The organism is Limimaricola soesokkakensis (assembly GCF_900172345.1).
GTDB classification, from domain to species: domain Bacteria; phylum Pseudomonadota; class Alphaproteobacteria; order Rhodobacterales; family Rhodobacteraceae; genus Limimaricola; species Limimaricola soesokkakensis.
The window spans coordinates 105,284-122,182 of record NZ_FWFY01000008.1 but is presented as its reverse complement, the minus strand read 5'-3'; the positions used below and the strand labels follow the sequence as shown (position 1 = coordinate 122,182).

The following is a 16,899-nucleotide window of genomic DNA, read 5'->3' as shown; positions in this document are numbered from 1 at the left end:
TGGGGCAAGCCCGGGCTGCCGCCCCCGGACCTAGCGCAGCCGCCGCTCGGTCGCGGCGTCGAACAGCATCACCCGCGCCGCATCGACCTCAAGGCCCACCCGGCTGTTCGGGCGCGGCGCTGGATCGTCCTCGCGCAGCTCCACCACCAGCCGGTCGCCTGTCGCCGCGACCAGATAGGCATAGGAGACGCCGCCGAGACGCTCGACCAGGTCGACGAGATGGCTGTCGCCCTCCGCGAGCGCGAGATGCTGCGGCCGCACGCCGACGGTCACCTCCGTCCCGGCTTCCGGCAGGCGGGCCGGCACCCGCAGCGTCTGCGCCCCGAGCCCCGGCGCCAGCACTCCCTCCGCAGCGGCGCTGCCGCTCACGAAGTTCATCGCCGGGCTGCCGATGAAGCCCGCGACGAAGCGGTTGTCGGGATCGCGGTAGAGATCCATCGGCGCGCCCGCCTGCTCGATGTTGCCGCCCCTGAGCACCACGATCTTGTCCGCGAGCGTCATCGCCTCGACCTGGTCATGGGTGACGTAGATCATCGTCGCGCCGATCTCCTTGTGCAGCCGCGCGATCTCGACCCGCATGTCGACCCGAAGCTCGGCGTCGAGGTTCGACAAGGGCTCGTCGAACAGGAACACCTCAGGGCCGCGCACGATGGCGCGGCCGATCGCGACGCGCTGGCGCTGCCCGCCCGAGAGCGCCTTGGGCTTGCGCTTGAGGTAGTCGTCGAGCTTGAGGATGCGGCTCGCCTCGCGCACCTTCTCCTTGATCTCGGCGCTCTTGTGGCCGGTCATCTTCAGGCCGAAGCCCATGTTCTCCTCGACCGTCATGTGCGGGTAGAGCGCGTAGGTCTGGAACACCATCGCCACGCCGCGATCGGCCGGGTCGGCCCGGGTCACGTCCTGATCTCCGATGCGGATCTCGCCGGCGCTGGTCGCCTCGAGCCCAGCGATCATTCGCAGCAGCGTGGACTTGCCGCAGCCCGATGGACCGACGAAAACCACGAATTCACCGTCGCTGATGTCGAGATCGACGCCGTGGATCACCTCCACCTCGCCGTATCGCTTCACGAGCTTGCGCAGGGTGACGTCAGACATCTTTCTCTCCCTTGTCGCGGGCCTGCCCCTGATCGGGGAAGCGCCACGCCTCCATGTCCCTCGATATGTGCGCCGCCGCCTCGCGCAGCAGCGGCACCATCTCCTCCAGATCGTTCAAACTCTTGCGCGCGGTCACCGAGGTGACCGAGAGCGCGCCGATCACCCGGCCGCGCGCGGTCAGGATCGGCAGCGCCACGCAGATGATGCCCGGCTCGTGCTCCTCGCGGTCGAAGGCATGGCCGCGCGCCCGGATCTCGGCCAACTCGGCGCGCAGCGTCTCGGCATCCGTGATCGTCTGCGGCGTGAACCGGTAGAAGCTCTGCAGCGCCACCGCCCGGTCGAGCGCCGCCTCGTCGAGAAAGGCCAGCATCGCCTTGCCGACCCCGGTGCAATGCGCGGGCCCGACCTTGCCGGCTTGGCTGAACATCTCGACCGGGCGGGACGGTACCCGCTTGTCGACGTAGAGCACCTGTCCCGCGTCGAGCTGCGCCAGGTGCACGGTCTCGGCCGCCCGCGCCGCCAGCCGCGACAGATGCGGCCGCGCCACCGGCGCCAGCGAGGACTGCTCCCAGGCGGCATGGGCGAGCCGCATGAGTCGTAGCCCCGGCGCGTAGGTCTGCCGCTCCGGGTCGAGCGCCAGCAGCCCCTGATTCGTCAGCGTCTGCAGCAGCCGGTAGAGCGTCGCCTTGGGATAATCCGAGCGTTCGCGCAGCTCGTTGAACCGGACGGGGCGCTCGAACCCGGCCACCAGATCAAGCACCGTCACTGCCTTACCGATGGTGCCGTCGCCCACCTGCTGTTCGCTTCGCTGCGCCCTCATCCTGCCCTCTCCGTTGCGTGCGAGCCCGCCAAAGCGTGTCTCGACTGTTGACAAGCATAGGGCAGACCGGCGTATGATTTCAATATGCAAAACCTAGTCTCAAATAATGAGACTGGAGATGCTGGGAGAAATGGGGAGGAGACCATGGTTACTCACTACCGGGCCGCGCTTGCCGCGCTGGCCATGTCGACGTCGCTGGCCAGCGGCGCCTTCGCCGAAAGCCACGAGATGGCGCTTTCGGGCGAGCTGAAGATCTTCTCGGATATGTCCAACCCCGCGCCGCGCGCGGTGATGGAGGGCATGATCGAGCGATTCGGCGAGATGCATCCGGATCTGGACATCGAGCTGACGGTGATCGACCGCGAGGCCTACAAGACGCAGATCCGCAACTTCCTGACCGCGAACCCGCCGGACGTGGCGAACTGGTACGCGGGCAACCGCATGGCGCCTTATGTCGATGCGGGGCTTTTCGAGGACGTCTCGGACCTGTGGGAGGGCGAGCTCAGCGAGAACCTCGCCTCGACCAAGGGCGCGATGACGCTCGACGGCAAGCAGTGGGGCGTGCCCTACACCTACTACCAGTGGGGGGTCTATTACCGGAAGGATCTCTACGAGGAGCACGGGCTCGAGGAGCCGCAGGACTGGGAGACCTTCAAGTCGAACTGCCAGACGCTGCTCGACAACGACATCAAGTGCTTCACCATCGGCACCAAGTTCCTGTGGACCGCCGCCGGCTGGTTCGACTACCTCAACATGCGCACCAACGGCTTCGACTTCCACATGGCGCTCGCCAATGGCGAGGTCGAGTGGACCGACGACCGGGTGAAGCAGACCTTCGCCAATTGGCGCGAGCTGATCGACATGGGCGCCTATGTCGACAACCACACCGCCTATAGCTGGCAGGAGGCGCTGCCCTTCATGGTGAACGGCGAGGCGGCGGCCTATCTGATGGGCAACTTCGCCGTGGCGCCGCTGCGCGAGGCCGGACTGTCGGACGATCAGCTCGACTACTACCAGTTTCCGGCGATCAACCCCGATGTCGAGCTGGCCGAGGACGCGCCCACCGACACGTTCCACATCCCCTCGGGGGCGCAGAACAAGGAGGCCGCGCGTGCCTTCCTGAAATTTGTCACCTCGGCCGAGAACCAGACCGCGATCAACGCGGGCGACGCGCTGGGGCAGCTGCCGGTGAACAGCGGCTCCTCGGTCGATGACGACAAGTTCCTGAAAGAGGGCTTCGAGGTGCTGTCGTCCAACAGCCCCGGCGGCGTGGCGCAGTTCTTCGACCGCGACGCCCCGGCCGAGATGGCCAAGGTGGCGATGGAGGGCTTCCAGGAGTTCATGGTCAAGCCCGACAATCTCGACCGCATCCTCGACCGGCTCGAGCGCGCGCGCCAGCGGATCTACTGAACCGCGCGACGCATGATCCCCGGGGGCGGTGCGCCGCCCCCGACCATTCCGTCCTCTCCCGAAGGTGCAGCCATGGCCCCGCTCCCGCCCTCCACCGCGCCCCGACCGGCAGCCATCCCCGCGAGCGGGCCCGCCCCGCGCGGCTGGTGGCGCCGCAACCAGATCGCGATCACGCCATGGCTGTTCCTGGCGCCCGGCATCCTGTTCTTCGCGATCTACGTGCTGATCCCGGTGTTCCAGAGCTTCAACGTCTCGCTCTACGACTGGGACGGGCTGGGCGAAGCCGAGTACGTGGGCCTCGCAAACTACGAGGAGATGTACTGGGATGACGCCTTCTACACCTCGCTGAGAAACAACGTGATCTGGCTGGTGCTCTACCTTCTGGCGATCCCGGGCGGACTCGCGATCGCGCTGTTCCTGAACCAGACCGTGACCGGCATCCGCATCTACAAGTCGCTGTTCTTCTTTCCCTTCGTGATCTCGCAGGTGGTCGTGGGCCTCGTCTTCAGCTGGTTCTACGATCCGTCCTTCGGGCTGCTGAACGTGATGCTGGGCTGGTTCGGCGCGGGCCCGATCAACGTGCTGGGCGACGAGCGCTGGGTGACCTACGGCATCATCGCCGCCGGTCTCTGGCCACAGACCGCCTATTGCATGATCCTCTACCTCACCGGTCTGAACGCCGTGGACCCCGAGCAGATCGAGGCCGGTCGCCTCGACAACGCCAAGGAGTTCCGGATGCTGTGGCACATCATCCTGCCACAGCTGCGTCCCGCCACCTTCATCGCCTTTGTCGTCACCATTATCGGGGCCCTGCGCTCCTTCGACCTGATCTCGATCATGACCGCTGGCGGGCCGTTCGGCGAAAGCCGGGTGCTCAGCTTCTACATGTTCGAGGTGGCCCTGTCGGAATACGGCTTCCGCATGGGATACGGGGCCGCCATCGCCGTGGTGCTGTTCCTGATCATGCTGGTCTTCATCACATACTTCCTGTGGTCGATGTACCGCGAGGAGCGCGGCCGATGACCCGGGGCGAATTCGATGCGCTCTGCGCGGCACGGCCCGGCGCGGTCCGGTCGGGCCCGGGCGAGCTCGACTCGTGGAAGGTCGGCGGCAAGATGTTCGCCTGCTGGGGCGATGGCGAGAAGCGCGCGGCCAATACCGACACCGTGGTCGTCGCCACCCCGGACCGCGAGACCGCCGAGATGCTGGTCGAGGCGGGGGCCGCGCATTGGCCGCCCTATTTTCGCGGCGCCTGGGTCGGGCTGAGGCTTGAGGGGCTCGACCCCGAAGAGGCCCGCCACCGGATCGCCGTCAGCTATGGCCGTGTGCGCGCGGGCCTGACGAAACGGGCGCAGGCCGAACTGCCGCCGATGGAGGAAATCTGAGATGTTCCCGACCCCGATCGACAAGCAGCCGCGCGGCGCGCAGATCGCCTACCAGTCGCTGATCCCCGTCGCCCTCATCCTGTGGCTGCTGCCGCTGATCGCCGTGGCGATCTTCTCGATCCGCCCCGACGCCGATTTCGCCAACGCCAACTACTGGGGCTGGCCGTCCTCGTTCGAGGGGGTGACCAACTACTCCAAGGTGTTCTTCGAGAGCGACATGCCGCGTTACCTCTTGAACTCGGTGCTGATCACCGTGCCCACGGTGATCGGCGCGGTGGCGCTCAGTTGCATGACCGGCTTCGCGCTCGGCATCTACAAGTTCCGCGCCAACATCTGGATCTTCTTCCTGTTCGTCGCTGGCAACTTCGTGCCGTTCCAGATCCTGATGGTCCCCGTCCGCGACCTGACGCTCGATCTGGGGCTCTACAACACCAAGACCGGGCTGGTGCTGTTCCACATCGCCTTCCAAACCGGCTTTTGCACGCTGTTCATGCGCAATTTCATCCGCGCCCTGCCCTTTGAACTGATCGAGGCGGCGCGGGTCGAGGGCGTCTCGGAATGGCGCATCTTCGTCTTCGTGGTGCTGCCCCTGATGAAGCCCGCCATCGCCGCCCTCGCTGTCCTCATCTTCACCTTCATCTGGAACGACTATTTCTGGGCCGTGGTGCTGACGCAGGGCGCCGAGAGCCAGCCGGTGACGGCTGGCATCACCTCCTTCAACGCGCAGTACCGCGCCGCCTACCACCTGATGAGCGCGGGCAGCATCGTCGCCGCCCTGCCGCCCGTCGCCATGTTCTTTCTGATGCAGCGACACTTCATCGCTGGCCTCACCCTCGGAGCCGTGAAATGACCACCGACTGCTGGCGCCTCGACAGCTTTGCCCAGACCCTCGTGCTGGCCGCGACCGACGCGCGGCTGCCCGAGGTGGTCTATTGGGGCGCGCCGCTGCCTAAGGCCACCGACCTCGCCCCCATCGCCCGCGCCCATGCGATGGACCGGACCGGCGGCATGCTCGACGCCAATGCGCCGCTTTCGATCTGCCCCGAGGCCGATCGCAGCTTTCCGGGCCAGCCGGGGCTGAGCCTGCGCGACGCCGAAGGGCGGCTGCTGCGACCGCGGCTGCGGCTCGTGGAGGTCGAGGCGGAGCGCGACCGGCTGGTGGTGCATTGCGCCGATGCCGATCTTGGCCTGCGCTACGCCGCGCGGTTCGAGATCGATCCCGACACCCATGTGCTGGGCCTTTCGGCCTCGGTCGAAAGCGACGCGCCCGTCATCATCGATTGGCTCGCCGCCCCGGTGCTGCCCGGACCGCAGCTCTCGGACGAGATGATCGACATGGCGGGCCGCTGGATCGGCGAGTTCCGGCCGCAGCGCACGCCGTGGTCCTCGGGCATCCGCCTGCGCGAGAGCCGCACCGGCCGCTCGGGGCACGAGCATTTCCCGGGCCTGATCGTGCCGGGGCGCGGCACCACCAACACCCAAGGCGAGGCCTGGGCCTTTCACTACGGCTGGTCCGGCGGGCACCGCATGGTGGCCGAGGAGCTGCCAGACGGCCGGCGGCAGATCCAGTTCGGCCATGCCAGCGCGACCGAGCTGGCCCCGGTCACCCGCGCCGCCACCGCACAGCTTCTGGCGAGCTATTCGCGCGCCGGGCTCAATGGCTGCGCCATCGCGTTCCAGCGCCACATCCGCGACCGCGTCGTCACATGGCCCGACCCCGACCGCCCGCGCCCGGTGCATTACAATTGCTGGGAGGCGATCTATTTCGACCATGATGTCGAGGATCTGAAGGCGATCGCCGACCGCGCCGCCGCCCTCGGCGCCGAGCGGTTCGTGCTCGACGACGGCTGGTTCGGCCGGCGCGACGACGACACTTCGAGCCTCGGCGACTGGTGGATCGACGACCGCAAGTATCCCGACGGGCTCGGCCCGCTGGTCGAGCATGTCCACGGGCTGAACATGACCTTCGGCATCTGGTTCGAGCCGGAGATGATCAACGCCGACAGCGACACCCACCGCGCCCGTCCCGACTGGGCGATGGGGCCGCGCGACCAGATCGAGGGGCGCCAGCAGCTGGTGCTCGACCTGACCCGCGAGGAGGTGCGCGACTATCTCTTCGACCGGATCGGCGCGGTGCTGCGCGACCACCCGATCGACTACATCAAATGGGACCACAACCGGCTGCTCCCCTATCCCGAGGCCGAACAGACGCGCGGCATCTACGACCTGCTGGACCGGCTGCGCGCCGCGCATCCCATGGTCGAGATCGAAAGCTGCGCCTCCGGCGGCGGCCGCATCGACGCGGGCATCCTGTCGCGCACCCAGCGGGTCTGGCTCTCGGACAGCAACGACGCGGTTGAGCGGCTCAGGATGCAGCACGAGGCGGCGCTGTTCCTGCCCGCCGCCATCACCGGCAGCCATGTCGGGCCGCGCCGCGCCCATACCTCGGGCCGGGTGCACGACATCCGCTTCCGCGCCTGGGTCGCGGCGCAGCGGCATATGGGCTTCGAGATGGACCCGCGCGAACTGACCGAGGAGGAGGCGCAGGTGCTCACCCGCGTCACCGCCTGGTGGAAGAACAACCGCGACTGGACCATGCGTGCCGACATCCACCGGCTCGACAGCGCCGACGGCGCGGTGATCGCCGAGGCGCAGATGGCGCCCGATGGCGGCCGCTTCGTGGTCTTCGCGGGCTATGCCGAAAGCGCGGCGCAGATCCTGCCCCGGCCGCTGCGGCTCACCGGTCTCGACCCCGAGGCGAGCTACCGCGTCGCGCTCGTGAACCCCGAGGATCTGGGCGTGCTGTCGCGCGGGCCGCTGGCGCTCAAGGACGGCGCGCTCGACCTGCCCGGCGGCTATCTGATGAGCCACGGGCTGCACCTGCCATCCGCCTTTCCCGATACCATGTGGGTGCTCGAGGGCACCCGTCTCTGACGGACACCGCCATGACCGACCTCATTCGTACATTGGGCTGCTGCTACTATCCCGAGCAGTGGCCCCGCACGATCTGGGCCGAGGATGCCCGCCGCATGGCCGAGACCGGACTGACATGGGTACGGATTGGCGAATTCGCCTGGGCGAAGCTGGAACCCCGCCCGGGCGAGCTGCGCTGGGACTGGCTCGACGAGGCGATCTGGACGCTGGGCGAGGCCGGGCTCAAGGTGGTGCTCGGCACCCCCACCGCCACGCCGCCGCGCTGGGTTCTCGACAAGCACCCCGACATGCTGGCGGTGGACGCGCAGGGCCGCCCGCGCAAGTTCGGCTCGCGGCGGCATTACTGCTTCAGCCACGAGGGCTACGCCACCGAGAGCGACCGGATCGTCGGTTTGATGGCCGATCGCTACGGCCGCAACGACCACGTCGCGGCGTGGCAGACCGACAACGAATACGGCTGCCACGACACCACCATTTCTTATTCCGACGCGGCCCGCGCCGCCTTTCGCCGCTGGCTGCGCGACCGTTACGGCGACATCGAGGCGCTCAACACCGCCTGGGGCAACGTGTTCTGGTCGATGGAGTACCGCGATTTCGACGAGATCGACCTTCCCAACCTCACCGTGACAGAACCGAACCCGGCGCATGCGCTGGCGTTCCGACGGTTCTCTTCAGATCAGGTGGTGGCCTTCAACCGCCGCCAGGTCGAGATCATCCGCGCCCGCTCCTCGGCCCCGATCACCCACAACTACATGGGCCGGATCACCGATTTCGACCATTTCGCGGTCGGCGCCGATCTCGATTTCGCCTCGTGGGACAGCTACCCGCTGGGCTTCCTCGAAGACCGCGCCGGCGCCGCCCCGGAGCAGCAGCGCGATTACGCGCGGCAGGGCGACCCGGATTTCCAGGCACTGCATCACGACCTCTACCGCGCCGTCGGGCGCGGCCGCTGGTGGGTGATGGAGCAGCAGCCGGGGCCGGTGAACTGGGCCCCGCACAACCCCGCGCCGCTCCCGGGCATGGTCCGCCTCTGGAGCTGGGAGGCTTTCGCGCATGGTGCGGAATGCGTCAGCTACTTCCGCTGGCGGCAGGCCCCCTTCGCGCAGGAGCAGCTTCACGCGGGGCTCTTGCGCCCCGACAGCCAGCCCGCGCCTGGGCTCGAGGAGGCGGCGCAGGTTGCGCGCGAGATCGCGCAGGCTCCCGCCGTCGCCAATGCCCTCGCCGAGGTGGCGATCCTCTTCGACTACGACGCCGATGCCGCTTGGGCGGTGCAGCCGCATGGGCAGGGGCTGAGCTATTTCGGCCTCGTGCTCGATCTCTACAAGGCGATGCGTGGGCTCGGGCTCTCGATCGACATCCTGCCCGCCACCACGCGCGACTTTACCGGCTACCGGCTGATCGCGGCGCCGGGGCTGATGCACATGCCGGATGCGCTGAAATCGGCGCTGGCCGCCACCGATGCCGAGGTGCTGATCGGGCCGCGCGCGGCGGCGCGCGATGCCGAGTTCTCGATCCCGGTGCCGCTGCCCCCGGCCTTTCCCGGCCTCGACGTGACCGTGACCCATGTCGAGAGCCTGCGCACCGACCGGCCCGAGCCGCTCGACCAGGGCGGCGCCTTCACTGGATACCGCGAGGCGCTGGAAGGCACGGCCAAGATCGTCGAGCGCACCGCGTCGGGTGCGCCGGCGCTGATGCGCGAAGGACGGGTGAGCTATCTCGGCGGCTGGCCCGACCCGATCGCCGCAAGGCGGATCATCGCCGGTCTTTGCACGCGCGCCGGCCTCGACACGGTGGAGCTGCCCGAGGGCATCCGCCGCCGCGACACCGGGACGGAGCGGTTCTGGTTCAACCACACCGAGCGGGCGGTGCAGGTCGAGGGGCTCGACCTGCCGCCGATCTCGGTGACGCGGCGGCCGCGCTGAACCGGTCGGGCGTGGCGCTCAGCCGCGCCCGATGAACGGCATCTTGGTCGCCATGACGTTCATGAACTGCACATTGGCCTCGGGCGGCAGCGACGCCATGTGCAGCACCGCATCGGCGACATGGCCCACATCCATCACCGCCTCGACAGCTGTTGAGCCGTCGGCCTGCGGCACGCCGCGCGTCATCGCCTCGGCCATGTCGGTGAGCGCGTTGCCGATGTCGATCTGGCCGCAGGCGATGTCGAAGGCCCGCCCGTCGAGCGACAGCGTCCGTGTGAGCCCGGTCACCGCGTGCTTGGACATGGTGTAGGGCGCCGAGCCCGGCCGCGGCACATGCGCCGAGATCGAGCCGTTGTTGATGATCCGCCCGCCCTGCGGCTGCTGGCGGCGCATCAGCCCGAAGGCACCGCGCGCGACGAGGAACATGCCGGTGATGTTGGTGTCGCAGACCCTGAGCCAGTCCTCGACCGGGATCTCGTCGATCGGGCGGCCCGGAGCGTTGGTGCCGGCGTTGTTGAACAGCGCGTCGAGGCGACCCCACTTGCCCTCGATCGCGGCGAACAGTGCCTCGACCGAGGCCGGGTCGGTGACGTCGCAGCTCTGAACCAGCGCCTCGTCGTAGCCATGGGCCGTTTCATGCAGCGGCGCCTCGCGTCGCCCGGTCAGCGCCACGCGCCAGCCCGCTTCGAGAAACCGGCGCGCCGTGGCGCGGCCGATGCCGCTGCCCGCGCCGGTGATCAGGATCGTCTTGCTCATCTCTCGCCTCAATGGTTGTCGCGCGGCAGGTTGCGGCCGACCTTGTGATAGGCCGTGGCCAGTTCGAGACAGCCGCCATCGGCGAGCTGGCCCACGTTCTTGCGGTAGATCTCCTGCCACGGCGTCTGGTTGCGCAGCTCGGGCGGCGACCACGCGGCGCGGCGCGCGGCCCATTCCTTGTCCGGCACCAGCGCGTCGAGGCGGCAGGCGCCGAGATCGAGCCGCACCCGGTCGCCAGTTGCAAGAAGCGCCAGACCGCCCCCCACCACCGCCTCGGGCGAGGCGTTGAGGATCGAGGGGCTCTCGGAGGTGCCCGATTGCCGCCCGTCGCCCACCGTCGGCAGGTGGTTGATCCCCGCCTTGAGCACCGCGTCCGGCGGCTGCATGTTCACCACCTCGGCCGAGCCGGGATAGCCCACGCAGCCAACGCCGCGGATGAACAGGATCGTCTCGGCGTCGATCTCGAGCGCGGGATCGTTGATCCGCTCGTGGTAATCCTCGGGGCCTTCGAACACCACGGCGCGGGCCTCGAAGATGCCTTCCTGGCCCGGCCGGGACAGGTAACGCTCGCGGAAGCCCTCGGAGATCACGGAGGTCTTCATCAGCGCGCTGTCGAACAGGTTGCCCGAGAGCACCAGAAAGCCCGCATTGATCCGCAGCGGCGCGTCATAGGGCAGGATCACGTCGGTATCCCGGCTCTCCCAGCCTTCGAGGTTCTCGCCAATGCTTCGGCCCGAGGCGGTCATCGCGCCTTCATGCAAGCGGCCCGCCTTGCGCAGCTCGCCCATTACCGCGGGCACCCCGCCCGCGCGGAAGAAGCTTTCGCCCAGATACTTGCCCGCCGGCTGCATGTTGACCAGCAAGGGCACGTCGAAGCCGAACTTCTGCCAGTCGGTCACGTCGAGTTCGACGCCCGCATGCCGTGCGATCGCCTGAAGGTGCGGTGGCGCGTTGGTAGAGCCGCCGATCGCGGAGTTGGTGACGATGGCGTTCTCGAAAGCCTCGCGGGTCAGGATGTCCGAGGGTTTCAGATCCTCGTGCACCATCTCGACGATGCGCCGCCCGGTCTCGTAGGCCATCGCCATCCGCTCGCGGAACGGCGCCGGGATCGCCGAGTTGCCGGGCAGCGTCATGCCCAAGGCCTCGGCCATCGCGTTCATCGTGCTGGCCGTGCCCATGGTGTTGCAATGGCCGAGCGAGGGGGCCGAGGCGCAGACCCGGCCCATGAACTCGTCATAGTCGATCTTTCCCTCCGCCAGCAGGCGGCGGCTTTCCCAGATGATCGTGCCCGAGCCCGCGCGCTCGCCCTTCCACCAGCCGTCGAGCATCGGCCCGCCATTGAGCGCGATGGCGGGGATGTCGACCGTCGCCGCCCCCATCAGCATGGCGGGCGTGGTCTTGTCACAGCCCGTCGTCAGCACCACGCCGTCGATCGGGTAGCCATGCAGCACCTCGACGAGGCCGAGATAGCTCAGGTTGCGGTCAAGCGCGGCGGTGGGCCGCTTGGCGTTCTCGAAGATCGGGTGTACCGGGAAATCCATCGGGATGCCGCCGGCGTCGCGGATGCCGGCCTTGATCCGGTCCATCAGGAAAACGTGGATCTTGTTGCAAGGAACCAGATCACTGCCGGTCTGGGCGATGCCGATCACAGGGCGCTCGCCCTGCAATTCATCCCTAGTATAGCCTTGGTTCAAGTAGCGCTCGATATAAAGCGCGGTCATCCCCGGATTGTTGGGGTTGTCGAACCATTCCTGGCTGCGGAACTTGCGCTTCGCGCGGGTGTCCATGGCCCTCTCCTCCCTCTCGGCGGCGTCCCGCCATCGCGGATCGCCTGTCTGCTTGTGGCAGGATCGCGAGATGGTATACCAGATGCAAGAGCCAATCCGGCCCTGTCGCATCATTACCGGAGCCACCCATGCCGCCGCCTCGCCATCCCTTTCGCGCTGGCTTTCGCGACTGCCTGCCCTTCGTGTTGATCGTGATCCCGTTCTCGACCCTGTTCGGCGTCGTCGCCCGCGACGCGGGCCTCGACCTCCTGCAGGTGATGTCGATGTCGGTGATCGTCATCGCCGGCGCCTCCCAGTTCACGGCGCTGGCCTTGCTGCAGGACGGCGCGCCGGTCTTCGTGGCGCTGCTGGCGGCGCTGGCGGTGAACCTGCGCATGGCGATGTATTCGGCGGCATTGGTGCCGCATCTGGGCGCGGCCTCCAAGGGCGCGCGGGCGCTCGCGGCCTATCTCATGGTGGATCAGAGCTTTGCCGTGGCGGTGCGCCGCTACGAGGACAGCCCCGACATGACCCTGTCGCAGAAGCTGCGTTACTATTTCGGCTGCATGGCCGTGGTCTGCCCGATCTGGTATGGCTGCACGCTGGCGGGCGCCCTGATGGGACAGGCGATCCCGGCCTCGCTCTCGCTCGATTTCGCGGTGCCGGTCTGCTTCATCGCGCTGCTCGCGCCCCTGCTGCGCAGCCTGCCGCACCTGCTCGCGGCGCTGGTTTCCTCGGTCGTCACCATTGGCTTCGCCTGGCTGCCGTGGAATCTGGGCCTGCCGATCGCCGCCATCGCCGCGATGATTGCGGGCGCGCAGGCGGAGCTGTTCCTGCGCCGCCGCGCAGCGCGGCGCGCGGAGTGCACGGCATGATCGGCGCGGGTGAGTTCTGGAGCCTGACGCTGGCGCTCGGCCTCGGCACCTTCCTGATCCGGTTCTCCTTTCTCGGCCTCTTGGGTGGGCGCCAGCTGCCCGACTGGCTTCTCTTGCATCTCAAATACGTAGGCGTCGCGGTGTTCCCGGCGCTGATCGTGCCTGCCGTGCTCTGGCCTGCCGCCACGGGCGGCGAAACCGAAGCCCCCCGGGTCATCGCGGCGCTCCTCGCGGTCGCCGTGGGCCTACGCTTCGGCCCGGTCGGCGCGATCACCGCCGGGCTCGCCACGCTCTACGCGGCTCAGGCCTTGCTCTGAGCCACCGCGCCTTCGAGATCGAGCCCGTTCAGCGCGGCCACGTGATCGGCCAGCCAAGGCACGTAGTCGCCGCCTTTCCCCGCCGCCTCCATCTGCGCGAAGGCGTCGCGGATCGCCGATCCCATCGGGTTGGCCATCCCCGCCGCCATCGCCATCGAGGCGGCATAGCGCGTGTCCTTGGCGGCGTTGGTGATCGAGAACTGGTGCACGTCGCGCTCGCGATCCACCGCCGCCCGCATAAAGGTCTCGAAGAAGCCGTTCGACAACCGCGAGCCGCCGATCACCGATTGGATCGCCTGCGGGCTTAGCCCTGATTTCACCCCCATGACCAGCGCCTCGGCATAGAGCGCGGCATAGCCCATGGAGATGAAGTTCATCACCAGCTTCATCCGGTGCCCGGCGCCCGTTTCCCCGACATGGTTGATGTTGCCGGCCCAGACCTCGATCACCGGTCGCACCTTGGCAAAGGTCTCGGCGTCGCAGCCGACCATCGCGTCGAGCGTGCCCGCCTCGGCCTCCTTGGGGGTGCGGCCGAGCGGCGCGTCGACCAGACTGACCCCGGCCGCCGCCATCTCCTCGGCCAGCGCTGCGGTCGAGACCGGGTCGGCGGTGGTGGTGTCGATCACGATCAACCCCTCGCGCGCGCCCGCCAGGATCCCGTCCTCGCCACGGATCACCGCCTCGACCTGGTCCGAGTTCGACAGGCACAGGTGGATGATGTCGCAGCTTTCGGCCATCTCGCGCGGGCTCTGCGCCTCGACCGCGCCTTGGGCCACCAGCGCCTCGACCGGGGCGCGGTCGCGGTTGCCCTTGACCATCATCTGATGACCGGCACGCAGGAGGTTCGCGGCCATGCCGCGCCCCATGTAGCCGAGCCCGATGAAGCCGATCTTCGACTTGTCCGTCATTGTTCCTCCCTTGCCGCCACCTGCGGCTTGATGCCCCGCGAAAATGGTATACCAATCGGGGTGGAGGACAAGCGTGGGCCCCGTGCGCCGCGCCGGGAGGACAGATGCAGACCATTCATCCCGCCGCCCCGGCGGCCATCGCCGCGCTCGCGCCGCTCCTGGGCGACCGGCTCTCCACCTCGGAGGCGCTGCGCGACCAGCACGGCGCGAACGAGGCGCATTACCCGCCCGCGCCGCCCGACGCGGTGGCATTCCCCGAAACCACCGAGGAGGTCGCGGCGATCCTGCGCGAATGCCATGCTCATGGCTGCCCGGTCACGGCGCAGGGCGCGGGCAGCGCGCTCGAAGGGCATCACCTCGCGGTGCAAGGCGGCATCGCGCTGAGCCTCGCGCGCATGGACCGCATCCTCGCCGTGCATCCGGAGGACCTGGACGCGGTGGTGCAGCCCGGCGTCACCCGTTCGCGCCTCAACGAGGAGCTGCGCGCCACCGGGCTGATGTTCCCGGTCGATCCGGGTGCCGACGCCTCGCTTGGCGGCATGGCCGCGACGCGGGCCTCGGGGACCACGGCGGTGCGCTACGGCACGATGCGCGACAACGTGCTGGCGCTCGAGGTGGTGCTGGCCGATGGGCGGATCATCCGTACCGGCAGCCGCGCCCGCAAGTCGAGCGCGGGCTACGACCTGACCCGTCTGATGATCGGCTCGGAGGGCACGCTCGGCATCATCACCGAGATGACGGTTCGGCTGCATGGCCAGCCCGAGGCGGTCTCGGCCGCGACCTGCCGCTTCGCCGGCGTCGCCGACGCGGTCGACTGCGTCATCGCCACGATCCAGTCCGGCCTCGCCGTGGCGCGGATCGAGCTTCTGGACGAGATGATGGTGCGCGGCTTCAACGCCTATCAGGGCAGCGACCTGCCCGAGGCACCGCATCTCTTCGTGGAATTCCACGGCACCCCCGCCGGCGTCGGCGAACAGGCGCAGGCCTTCGGCGAACTTGCGGGCGAATACGGCGCCTCGGCGATCCGCTGGACCGACCGGACCGAGGAGTGCCGCGAGCTGTGGCACATGCGGCACCAGGCGCATTACGCGACCGGCGCGCTCGATCCCGGCAAGCGGACGCTGGCCACCGATGTCTGCGTGCCGATCTCGCGGCTGGCCGAGGCGGTGACCCACGCCCAGGACCTCGCCCGCGAACTGCGCCTCACCTCGACCATCGTCGGCCATGTCGGCGACGGCAATTTCCATTGCGGCCTGCGGGTCGATCCCACTGATGCCGACGAGGTCGCCCGCGTTCACCGCTTCACCGCCGCGCTGGCCGAGACCGCGCTGCGGCTCGGCGGCACCGTCACCGGCGAGCATGGCGTGGGCCTGGGCAAGATCGCCCATATGGCCGAGGAGCACGGCGACGCCGTCGCGGTGATGCGGTCGCTGAAAACCGCCCTCGATCCCAAGGGCATCCTCAACCCGGGCAAGATGCTGCCCGCCGACGACGAAGGCTGAACCGATGCTTCCCCAAGACCATTCCCGCGCCCTGCTCGCCGGTCGTGTCCAGCGCGACTTTGGCCCCGCCCTCGTCACCCTGCGCGAGGGCCGGGTGATCGACATCACCTCGCGCGAGACCCCGACGATGCGCGACCTGATGGAGCGCGACGATCTCGCCGATTACCTGCGCGGCGTGCCGGGCGAGGATATCGGCGCCGTCGAGGATCTCTTCGCCGCTTCGACCGAAACCCCCGGCATGCCGCATTTCCTCGCCCCCGCCGATCTGCAGGCGATCAAGGCCTCGGGCGTCACCTTCGCCGAGAGCATGGTCGAGCGGGTGATCGAGGAGCAGGCGGCGGGCGACGCCGACCGGGCGCAGGAGATCCGCGCCCGGGTGCAGGGCGTGATCGGCGACAGCCTCTCGGGCATCGTGCCCGGCTCCGACAATGCCGCGCAGGTCAAGGCGGTGCTGCAGGCCGAAGGGCTCTGGTCGCAATATCTGGAGGTCGGCATCGGCCCCGACGCCGAGGTCTTCACCAAGTGCCAGCCGATGGCCGCCGTCGGCTGGGGCGCCAGCGTCGGGCTGCACCCGATCTCGAACTGGAACAACCCCGAGCCCGAGATCGTGCTCGCCGTCGACAGCCGGGGCCGGATCCGCGGCGCGACGCTCGGCAACGACGTGAACCTGCGCGATGTCGAGGGCCGCTCGGCGCTGCTTCTGGGCAAGGCCAAGGACAACAACGCTTCCTGCGCCATCGGCCCCTTCATCCGGGTCTTCGACGAACACTACACCATGGACGACATGCGCGCCGCCGAGCTGCGGCTCGACGTCACGGGCGAGGACGGCTTCAGGCTGGAGGGTCGCTCCTCGATGTCGAAGATCAGCCGCGACCCCGAAAGCCTCGTCGCCCAGACCATCGGCCGGCACCACCAGTATCCCGACGGCTTCCTGCTGTTTCTCGGCACGCTCTTCGCGCCGATCCAGGACCGTGACGCGCCGGGACAGGGCTTCACCCACAAGACCGGCGACGTGGTGGTGATCGTGGAGGACCGCCTCGGCGCGCTGCGCAACACGGTGCGGCTCTCGACCGAATGCCCGGAATGGTGCTTCGGCACCGGCGCGTTGATGCGCAACCTCGCCGGGCGCGGGCTGCTCTGACAATTTTCTTGCGCCTGATTGTCGAATTGTCTGGCAATCTAAATGACCCTGCGGCAGGCTCCCGGTGGAGG

15 protein-coding genes are annotated in these 16,899 nt (G+C 68.5%); 10 read left to right on the top strand and 5 right to left on the bottom strand.

Annotated features, from left to right (window positions below; all coding sequences use genetic code 11):
- Positions 1-30 precede the first annotated feature (30 nt).
- Together LOS8367_RS13265 and LOS8367_RS13260 are read right to left on the bottom strand one after the other, a co-directional pair.
- Complete coding sequence (locus LOS8367_RS13265) at positions 31-1,092, bottom strand: ABC transporter ATP-binding protein (RefSeq protein ID WP_085897003.1); 1,062 nt, start codon at positions 1,090-1,092, stop codon at positions 31-33.
- Entirely contained in the window at positions 1,085-1,912 is an 828-nt protein-coding gene (locus tag LOS8367_RS13260; protein ID WP_085897002.1) for an IclR family transcriptional regulator, read from the bottom strand. The genes LOS8367_RS13265 and LOS8367_RS13260 overlap by 8 nt, the downstream gene beginning before the upstream one ends.
- A 144-nt stretch (positions 1,913-2,056) precedes the next feature.
- Here LOS8367_RS13260 and LOS8367_RS13255 point away from each other — a divergent pair, with 144 nt between their 5' ends.
- The 6 genes from LOS8367_RS13255 to LOS8367_RS13230 all read left to right on the top strand — a co-directional run bounded on the left by LOS8367_RS13255 (position 2,057) and on the right by LOS8367_RS13230 (position 9,563).
- On the top strand, positions 2,057-3,322 hold the full coding sequence (locus LOS8367_RS13255; RefSeq protein WP_085897001.1) for an ABC transporter substrate-binding protein: 1,266 nt from the start codon (positions 2,057-2,059) through the stop codon (positions 3,320-3,322).
- Positions 3,323-3,394: 72 nt separating this feature from the next.
- Positions 3,395-4,345: a carbohydrate ABC transporter permease gene (locus tag LOS8367_RS13250; protein ID WP_242665591.1), complete on the top strand. Its 951-nt coding sequence runs from the start codon at positions 3,395-3,397 to the stop codon at positions 4,343-4,345.
- Positions 4,342-4,707 (top strand): MmcQ/YjbR family DNA-binding protein, encoded by a 366-nt coding sequence (locus LOS8367_RS13245; protein ID WP_085897000.1) that lies wholly within the window; start codon positions 4,342-4,344, stop codon positions 4,705-4,707. The genes LOS8367_RS13250 and LOS8367_RS13245 overlap by 4 nt, the downstream gene beginning before the upstream one ends.
- Position 4,708: 1 nt before the next feature.
- Positions 4,709-5,557 (top strand): carbohydrate ABC transporter permease, encoded by an 849-nt coding sequence (locus tag LOS8367_RS13240; RefSeq protein WP_085896999.1) that lies wholly within the window; start codon positions 4,709-4,711, stop codon positions 5,555-5,557.
- The gene (locus LOS8367_RS13235; RefSeq protein WP_085896998.1) at positions 5,554-7,641 is read left to right on the top strand and encodes an alpha-galactosidase; all 2,088 of its coding nucleotides are present in this window, start codon (positions 5,554-5,556) and stop codon (positions 7,639-7,641) included. Before LOS8367_RS13240 ends, LOS8367_RS13235 begins: the two co-directional genes overlap by 4 nt.
- 11 nt (positions 7,642-7,652) lie before the next feature.
- Positions 7,653-9,563, top strand: a complete 1,911-nt coding sequence (locus tag LOS8367_RS13230) for a beta-galactosidase (RefSeq protein ID WP_085896997.1) — start codon at positions 7,653-7,655, stop codon at positions 9,561-9,563.
- 18 nt (positions 9,564-9,581) lie between these two features.
- Here LOS8367_RS13230 and LOS8367_RS13225 read toward each other — a convergent pair whose 3' ends face one another.
- Together LOS8367_RS13225 and LOS8367_RS13220 are read right to left on the bottom strand one after the other, a co-directional pair.
- Positions 9,582-10,319: an SDR family oxidoreductase gene (locus LOS8367_RS13225; RefSeq protein WP_085896996.1), complete on the bottom strand. Its 738-nt coding sequence runs from the start codon at positions 10,317-10,319 to the stop codon at positions 9,582-9,584.
- Between the two features lie 8 nt (positions 10,320-10,327).
- The gene (locus LOS8367_RS13220; protein ID WP_085896995.1) at positions 10,328-12,106 is read right to left on the bottom strand and encodes an IlvD/Edd family dehydratase; all 1,779 of its coding nucleotides are present in this window, start codon (positions 12,104-12,106) and stop codon (positions 10,328-10,330) included.
- A gap of 128 nt (positions 12,107-12,234) precedes the next feature.
- Between LOS8367_RS13220 and LOS8367_RS13215 the strand changes: the two genes are divergently transcribed.
- Together LOS8367_RS13215 and LOS8367_RS13210 are read left to right on the top strand one after the other, a co-directional pair.
- Positions 12,235-12,960, top strand: coding sequence for an AzlC family ABC transporter permease (locus LOS8367_RS13215; protein ID WP_085896994.1), 726 nt, complete (start codon positions 12,235-12,237; stop codon positions 12,958-12,960).
- Positions 12,957-13,277: an AzlD domain-containing protein gene (locus LOS8367_RS13210; protein WP_085896993.1), complete on the top strand. Its 321-nt coding sequence runs from the start codon at positions 12,957-12,959 to the stop codon at positions 13,275-13,277. The genes LOS8367_RS13215 and LOS8367_RS13210 overlap by 4 nt, the downstream gene beginning before the upstream one ends.
- Here the strand turns inward: LOS8367_RS13210 and LOS8367_RS13205 are convergent.
- On the bottom strand, positions 13,262-14,185 hold the full coding sequence (locus LOS8367_RS13205; protein ID WP_085896992.1) for an NAD(P)-dependent oxidoreductase: 924 nt from the start codon (positions 14,183-14,185) through the stop codon (positions 13,262-13,264). The two genes, LOS8367_RS13210 and LOS8367_RS13205, sit on opposite strands and share 16 nt — an antisense overlap.
- 104 nt (positions 14,186-14,289) lie before the next feature.
- Here LOS8367_RS13205 and LOS8367_RS13200 point away from each other — a divergent pair, with 104 nt between their 5' ends.
- Together LOS8367_RS13200 and LOS8367_RS13195 are read left to right on the top strand one after the other, a co-directional pair.
- Positions 14,290-15,687, top strand: coding sequence for an FAD-binding oxidoreductase (locus LOS8367_RS13200; RefSeq protein WP_085896991.1), 1,398 nt, complete (start codon positions 14,290-14,292; stop codon positions 15,685-15,687).
- Positions 15,688-15,691: 4 nt separating this feature from the next.
- Positions 15,692-16,828, top strand: a complete 1,137-nt coding sequence (locus tag LOS8367_RS13195) for a fumarylacetoacetate hydrolase family protein (RefSeq protein WP_085896990.1) — start codon at positions 15,692-15,694, stop codon at positions 16,826-16,828.
- Positions 16,829-16,899: the final 71 nt, after the last annotated feature.

What these genes read in the sequence shown, in the direction of transcription:
- LOS8367_RS13265 (WP_085897003.1), bottom strand. Translation starts at nt 1,092, where the DNA reads ATGTCTGACGTCACCCTGCGCAAGCTCGTGAAGCGATACGGCGAGGTG.
- LOS8367_RS13260 (WP_085897002.1), bottom strand. Translation starts at nt 1,912, where the DNA reads ATGAGGGCGCAGCGAAGCGAACAGCAGGTGGGCGACGGCACCATCGGT.
- LOS8367_RS13255 (WP_085897001.1), top strand. Translation starts at nt 2,057, where the DNA reads ATGGTTACTCACTACCGGGCCGCGCTTGCCGCGCTGGCCATGTCGACG.
- LOS8367_RS13250 (WP_242665591.1), top strand. Translation starts at nt 3,395, where the DNA reads ATGGCCCCGCTCCCGCCCTCCACCGCGCCCCGACCGGCAGCCATCCCC.
- LOS8367_RS13245 (WP_085897000.1), top strand. Translation starts at nt 4,342, where the DNA reads ATGACCCGGGGCGAATTCGATGCGCTCTGCGCGGCACGGCCCGGCGCG.
- LOS8367_RS13240 (WP_085896999.1), top strand. Translation starts at nt 4,709, where the DNA reads ATGTTCCCGACCCCGATCGACAAGCAGCCGCGCGGCGCGCAGATCGCC.
- LOS8367_RS13235 (WP_085896998.1), top strand. Translation starts at nt 5,554, where the DNA reads ATGACCACCGACTGCTGGCGCCTCGACAGCTTTGCCCAGACCCTCGTG.
- LOS8367_RS13230 (WP_085896997.1), top strand. Translation starts at nt 7,653, where the DNA reads ATGACCGACCTCATTCGTACATTGGGCTGCTGCTACTATCCCGAGCAG.
- LOS8367_RS13225 (WP_085896996.1), bottom strand. Translation starts at nt 10,319, where the DNA reads ATGAGCAAGACGATCCTGATCACCGGCGCGGGCAGCGGCATCGGCCGC.
- LOS8367_RS13220 (WP_085896995.1), bottom strand. Translation starts at nt 12,106, where the DNA reads ATGGACACCCGCGCGAAGCGCAAGTTCCGCAGCCAGGAATGGTTCGAC.
- LOS8367_RS13215 (WP_085896994.1), top strand. Translation starts at nt 12,235, where the DNA reads ATGCCGCCGCCTCGCCATCCCTTTCGCGCTGGCTTTCGCGACTGCCTG.
- LOS8367_RS13210 (WP_085896993.1), top strand. Translation starts at nt 12,957, where the DNA reads ATGATCGGCGCGGGTGAGTTCTGGAGCCTGACGCTGGCGCTCGGCCTC.
- LOS8367_RS13205 (WP_085896992.1), bottom strand. Translation starts at nt 14,185, where the DNA reads ATGACGGACAAGTCGAAGATCGGCTTCATCGGGCTCGGCTACATGGGG.
- LOS8367_RS13200 (WP_085896991.1), top strand. Translation starts at nt 14,290, where the DNA reads ATGCAGACCATTCATCCCGCCGCCCCGGCGGCCATCGCCGCGCTCGCG.
- LOS8367_RS13195 (WP_085896990.1), top strand. Translation starts at nt 15,692, where the DNA reads ATGCTTCCCCAAGACCATTCCCGCGCCCTGCTCGCCGGTCGTGTCCAG.